At 50.8% G+C, this 5,424-nt stretch carries 4 protein-coding genes; 2 read left to right on the plus strand and 2 right to left on the minus strand.

Going from position 1 to position 5,424, the window contains the following annotated elements:
* Positions 1-171: 171 nt before the first annotated feature.
* Positions 172-1,626 carry a tyrosine-type recombinase/integrase gene (locus ACFQ2O_RS19515; protein ID WP_377531967.1) on the minus strand — a complete coding sequence of 485 codons (1,455 nt, stop codon included), beginning with the start codon at positions 1,624-1,626 and terminating at the stop codon, positions 172-174.
* Positions 1,627-1,740: 114 nt separating this feature from the next.
* Here ACFQ2O_RS19515 and ACFQ2O_RS19520 point away from each other — a divergent pair, with 114 nt between their 5' ends.
* The gene (locus ACFQ2O_RS19520; protein WP_377531969.1) at positions 1,741-2,118 is read left to right on the plus strand and encodes a hypothetical protein; all 378 of its coding nucleotides are present in this window, start codon (positions 1,741-1,743) and stop codon (positions 2,116-2,118) included.
* 177 nt (positions 2,119-2,295) lie between these two features.
* Positions 2,296-3,987: a gamma-glutamyltransferase gene (gene ggt, locus ACFQ2O_RS19525; protein WP_377531972.1), complete on the plus strand. Its 1,692-nt coding sequence runs from the start codon at positions 2,296-2,298 to the stop codon at positions 3,985-3,987.
* Between the two features lie 335 nt (positions 3,988-4,322).
* Here ggt and ACFQ2O_RS19530 read toward each other — a convergent pair whose 3' ends face one another.
* Positions 4,323-5,351, minus strand: a complete 1,029-nt coding sequence (locus ACFQ2O_RS19530; RefSeq protein ID WP_377531974.1) for an SDR family oxidoreductase — start codon at positions 5,349-5,351, stop codon at positions 4,323-4,325.
* Positions 5,352-5,424: the final 73 nt, after the last annotated feature.

Consider the following 5,424-nt stretch of genomic DNA (forward strand, 5'->3'; position numbering starts at 1 on the left):
ATGTTCTTCATTAATTAATTCTTATACCTCCCAACTACTGTATATAAGGAACTGTTCCGGTTATTGGCCCTTTAGCTGGAGTAAGTAAACCCTGTTTTGCTATCGAGATAAGATCGCGGATTAAACTTTGGTTTTCTCTTGTACACATATATGAGCTAATATATAACATTCCTATAAATTATCAAGAGGGCTGATGATGCTTTCCAACCCGTGGCTGGTGATATGGGTGTAAATCTCTGTAGTTTTACTGCTCTTGTGCCCCAGCAGCGACTGAATGTAACGCAGATTTGTGCCCTGCTCCAGCAGGTGGGTGGCAAAGGAGTGGCGCAGCGAATGGGGCGTAACCTTCTTTTGCAGGCCTGCCTTCTTTGCACAGTCTCTGAACACATTGCGGATACTGTCGGTCGTGTACTGGCCGCCGTACTGCCCCTCAAACAGCCACACTTTCGGCCTATACTCCTTGTAATAAGCCCTGAGGCTCTCGAGCAGCTTCTGCGAGAGCAGCGTGGTGCGGTCCTTCTTGCCCTTGCCGCCACGTATGAGCAGCAGGTTTCTCTCTGACTGCACGTCCGTGATCTTCAGGTTGATAACCTCCCCAATCCGCAGGCCGCCGGCATAGAGCAGTTGCAGCAGGCAGCGGTGCTTAAGGTTAGCGGTGGCGGAGAGAATTCTTTGCACTTCCTGTTTGCTGAGCACGATGGGCAGCCGGTCTGCTTTCTCTGGCCGCTCCACCTGGTTCAGGTCCAGGGTGTGCCGGCCCAGCACCCGGTGGAAGTAAAACTTGACAGCGTTGATGCTCTGGTTCACAAAAGAATAGGAGTATGTGCCAGCCTGCACCATCTGCCGGTGGTAACCGTTGATCTCCTGTATGCCAAACTCGTTTATAGCCTCCAAACCCTGTTGGCTGTGTCCGTTCAGAAAGCGCAGGAGCAGGCTATGGTAGGTGCGGATGGTGCTGAGCGAGTAGTTCAGCAAGTATAGTTTTTCCAGGTAGGGCAGTGGGCAGGGAAGATAGCCGCTGTGTTTCCGGTAGGTCTGCTCCCAAAGTCTGCGCATGATGGACATATCGCTTATCTTCAGTGTATTGCTCAGCCACACCTGCGCCACTCCCTGCACATCCTCAAGCAAGTGGTGCAGGCCAGCGGCCTCCGTACCCACGGCAAAGCACCTTGGCTCCTGCAGCCACTGGCAACAGGAACTGTATCTTAGGGTCTTATAGATCAACTCATTGTAAGGGAAGGAAATCTGCAGCATGGTCTTGCCGCCATGCTGTAGCGGCTGCAGGCGTATGATAGGTAGCTCTGGCAGCTTCGCCAACGGTTCCGACTGCTGACTGCCGGAGGTAACCAACGCGCCCATGGCTGGCCGGAGTCTCCGTGGCCTGTTCAGGTAGCGCGTATCCACCAGCGCCACCCCCTGAAAGCGCCTGTGCAGCAGCTCTATAGCCTCTGGTGTTTTGTGCGCCACAAAGCACTTGTACGTCTTGCTGTACCTGGCCACGTCGCTGTCTTTCAGTAGCTTAGATATGCGGTGGTCAGGCTTATACCACAGGCGGATAAACTGCTTGCCGTTGTGCTCGAGTGTGTTCAGGTACAAAACCGGGGCTGTATGGTAGGTGCGCTGCATGAAGGCGGATATTGATCAAAGCCAAATGTAAACCCCTGCCGGCACTTAGCCGTTTTATGAAACATGTAGATGCGTTTATAAACGTAACTATACGTTTCATAAAACGGATATAGTATGAAGCAGGAAAACAAGTGCCCGCAGTGCGGCAACACGCTGAGCGGAAGGTCGGACAAGCGCTTCTGCTCCAGCCAGTGCCGGGCGCAGGCTCACAATGCCAACAGGCGGCAGAACACAGGCGAGCAGCTTATTCTTAGTATCAACGCCATCCTGCGCCGCAACCGTACCATTCTCCGGCAGGCCAGCCCGCAGGGCAAAACCACCACCAACCGGCAGGTGCTGCAAATGCTGGGCTTCGACTTCCGCCATTTCACCCACACCTATCGCACCAAGCAGGGCAACACCTATCATTTCTGCTACGACTACGGCTACCTGCTACTGGAGGACGAGAAGGTGCTCATCGTGAATTGGCAGCCTTACATGGAGAAGAGCTAAAGCAGGCGATTTTCTTTCCTCAGCTTACCTGCCTTTAGCTGATCCGGTAATTCTTATCAAGTATAAATAGATTCTGTTCCTGCCCGCCTGTTTATACTTGCTTCCCCATCAAACCCGTAGCTTCTTTTCAGGGTACAGACAAGATGAATATCCTTAATTTAAATTAAAACAGGTTTGATGATTAAAAAAATACTCTTCCTTTTTTTACTTGCAGGCACCTTTGGTTGCGCTGACAGAGACCTTGATGAGGTTGGTTTGGTCACGGGCAAAGCTATGGTTGTTTCGGCACACCCGCTTGCTTCGGCAGTCGGGGCAGAGGTGATGAAGCGTGGTGGAAATGCCGCTGATGCAGCCGTGGCTGTGCAGTTTGCGTTGGCCGTAGTATACCCTGATGCCGGTAACATTGGCGGTGGTGGTTTCCTGGTGCTGCGGCAAAACGACGGAAGTATAGCGGCCCTGGATTACCGCGAAAAAGCACCTGCTGCGGCACGCCGGGAGATGTACCAGAGCGATAACGGCGAAGTGATAGAAGGCCTTAGCCAGAACGGGCACCTGGCTGCGGGTGTGCCGGGCACAGTAGATGGCATGGTAAAGCTGCATGAGAAGTATGGCAGCATGCCTTGGCAGGAACTGGTGCAGCCAGCCATAGAGCTTGCAGCCAAAGGCTTTCCTCTCACTCAAAAAGAAGCCCGTAAACTAAACGAACAACGCCTCAACTTTATCCGGTACAGCAGCCTGCGGCCGGAGTTTATACTCAAAGACCATTGGGCGGAAGGGGATACCCTGCGGTTACCCGGCTTGGCTGAGGCACTGGAGCGGATTCGTGAGGAGGGTAGAGCAGGCTTTTATGAAGGTAAAACAGCTGAACTGATAGAAGCTGAAATGGAACGCGGTGGAGGTATTATCACCAAAGAAGATCTGGCTGCTTATGAGTCGGTGTGGCGGGAGCCTATCACGGGCAAGTATAAAAACTATTATGTTATCTCGATGCCACCGCCCTCCAGCGGAGGCATCGCGCTGTTGCAGTTGCTGAAGCTTACAGAAGAATATCCGATAAGCGAGTGGGGATTACATACTGCTAAATCAGCTCATTTTAAAATTGAAGCAGAACGCAGGGTATATGCCGACAGAGCAAAACACCTCGGCGACCCGGACTACTATGATGTACCTGTACAGGGGCTGCTGGATACGACGTATATCAAAAGGAGAATGGCTGATTTCTCCCTGGATAATGCTACTGATAGTGATGCCGTTTCAGCAGGCACACCTGCCCCGTCAGAAAGCCCCAACACCACACACTACTCCATCATCGACCCACATGGCAACGCTATCTCTGTTACTACTACACTTAACAACAGCTTTGGTGCCAAAACTTTTGTTGCAGGCGCACAGTTCCTGCTCAATAACGAGATGGACGATTTCAGCATTAAGCCTGGCTACCCTAACAGCTATGGGTTGATAGGAGGGGAGGCCAACGCCATTGCACCGGGCAAGCGCATGCTCAGCTCCATGACACCCACTATACTGGAGCGGGATGGTAAGCTGTTTATGGTCATCGGAAGTATGGGCGGTTCTACAATCATCACCACCGTATACCAGATTATAGTGAACGTTACAGAACATGGTTTGCCCATGCAGGGTGCAGTGAATGCAGGTCGGTTTCACCACCAGTGGAAGCCGGATTGGGTGCTATCGGAGTGGGGGGCACTAGGATTTGGCACATCTGCTAAACTGTGGTTGATGGGGCATAAAATCGCACCTAAGCCAGAAGGAGGGATTGGAAGGGCTGCTGGTATACTGGTGCTGCCAGACGGTAAGTTGGAAGGCGGCGCAGACCCTCGTGGCGATGATGCCGCTGCCGGGTTTTAAGCTTAGGTTTTTTAAGTTTTATACCTGATAAAAACGAATCAGATGCCTGTTGCTTCTCTTCCTTAAGTATAAAAGAAGGCCATACCTGCAGCGATAGCTTCCACTGCAAGTATGGCCTTCTCTTTAGAGCCTGTATAAGAGCATGTTTAAAATTTATACTCTGTGCTGCAAAATCCTGTAAAGGAACCTGGTTCACGGTTTTATCGCCCCATCGCACTGCTTTAATGCTCAACAACCGCTTTGCCAGAACCCTTTCCTGGCAGCTTTCAATTGCAAAAACAAAATTTAAACAAGCTCTGAACATCAAGTTAAACAGGCTCTTAGTAGCTCACGCTTTATTTCATTGATTTGATCTTTTGTTTCACGTTGTTGTTGCCAAATAATGCAATGGCTGCTGCGCTGGCTGCGGCTACTACGGCACTCGTAATCAATGGGTGCATGGAGGCACGGGTGTACAAGCTGGTTTTCATCACATGGCCCTTATAGTTACCGTGCACTTCCCCATCCTGGCCGGGCTGGTGCAAAGAGCCGTCATGGTGTTGTGCCGGCTCATCGCTCAGCTGCAAATCCGTCATCATGCTTCGGCCGGCCCAATCCATTATACTTGGGGCATACTTGTTGGTGCTGCTCATGGCTTTTCCGCCGCCGCCCACAAAAATATCCCGCTTCGGCTGTGTAGCAGCATGCAGTATGGCATTGGCTACTTCTTCCGGGGCATAAACCGGAGGCGGCAGTGTTAGCTCTCTGTCGGTGTAGTTTTTAGCGTGTTGCGGGTACGGAGTATTAATGCCCGCTGGTTTGATGAGAGTAACAGAAACAGGTGCTTTGTCTTCGTCCAGCTCAATGCGTAAGGCATCTGTAAATCCTTTTACAGCATGCTTGCTCGCTGCATACATACCTTGCATAGGTATGGCCACATCAGACAGCACACTACCCAGGTTGATAATAGCGCCACCTTTGCTTTTAAGATGCTTGGCGGCAATGAGTGAGCCGGTAACAAGCCCCCAGAAATTGGTTTCGAACAGACGATGGCTGTCTTCGTCGCTTACTTCTTCCAAGCGGCCATAGATAGAAAGCCCGGCGTTGTTTACCCATGTATCAAAGCCTCCGAATTTTTGTATGGCGGCATCTGCAATTTTCTGCACGTCTTCTTTTTGGCCTACATCAGCTACCACGTGTATCGCCTGGCCTCCATCTGCATTAATTTGCTGCTCAATATTTGCCAATGCCTCTTTATTCCGAGAGGCGAGCACAAGTTTGGCACCTTTTTTAGCCGCAGCGCGTGCGGTTGCAAGTCCTATGCCGCTAGAGGCTCCTGTGATAACAATTACCTGCTCTTTAAGTGGTTTTAATGAAATTCCCATATTGTATTAAGTTTGTCTGTAAAGTTTATACTTGGTGTATCTTTATTTCATACGCTCTAAACCCTTTTTATAG

It is taken from the genome of Pontibacter rugosus (genome assembly GCF_042678745.1).
GTDB classification, from domain to species: domain Bacteria; phylum Bacteroidota; class Bacteroidia; order Cytophagales; family Hymenobacteraceae; genus Pontibacter; species Pontibacter rugosus.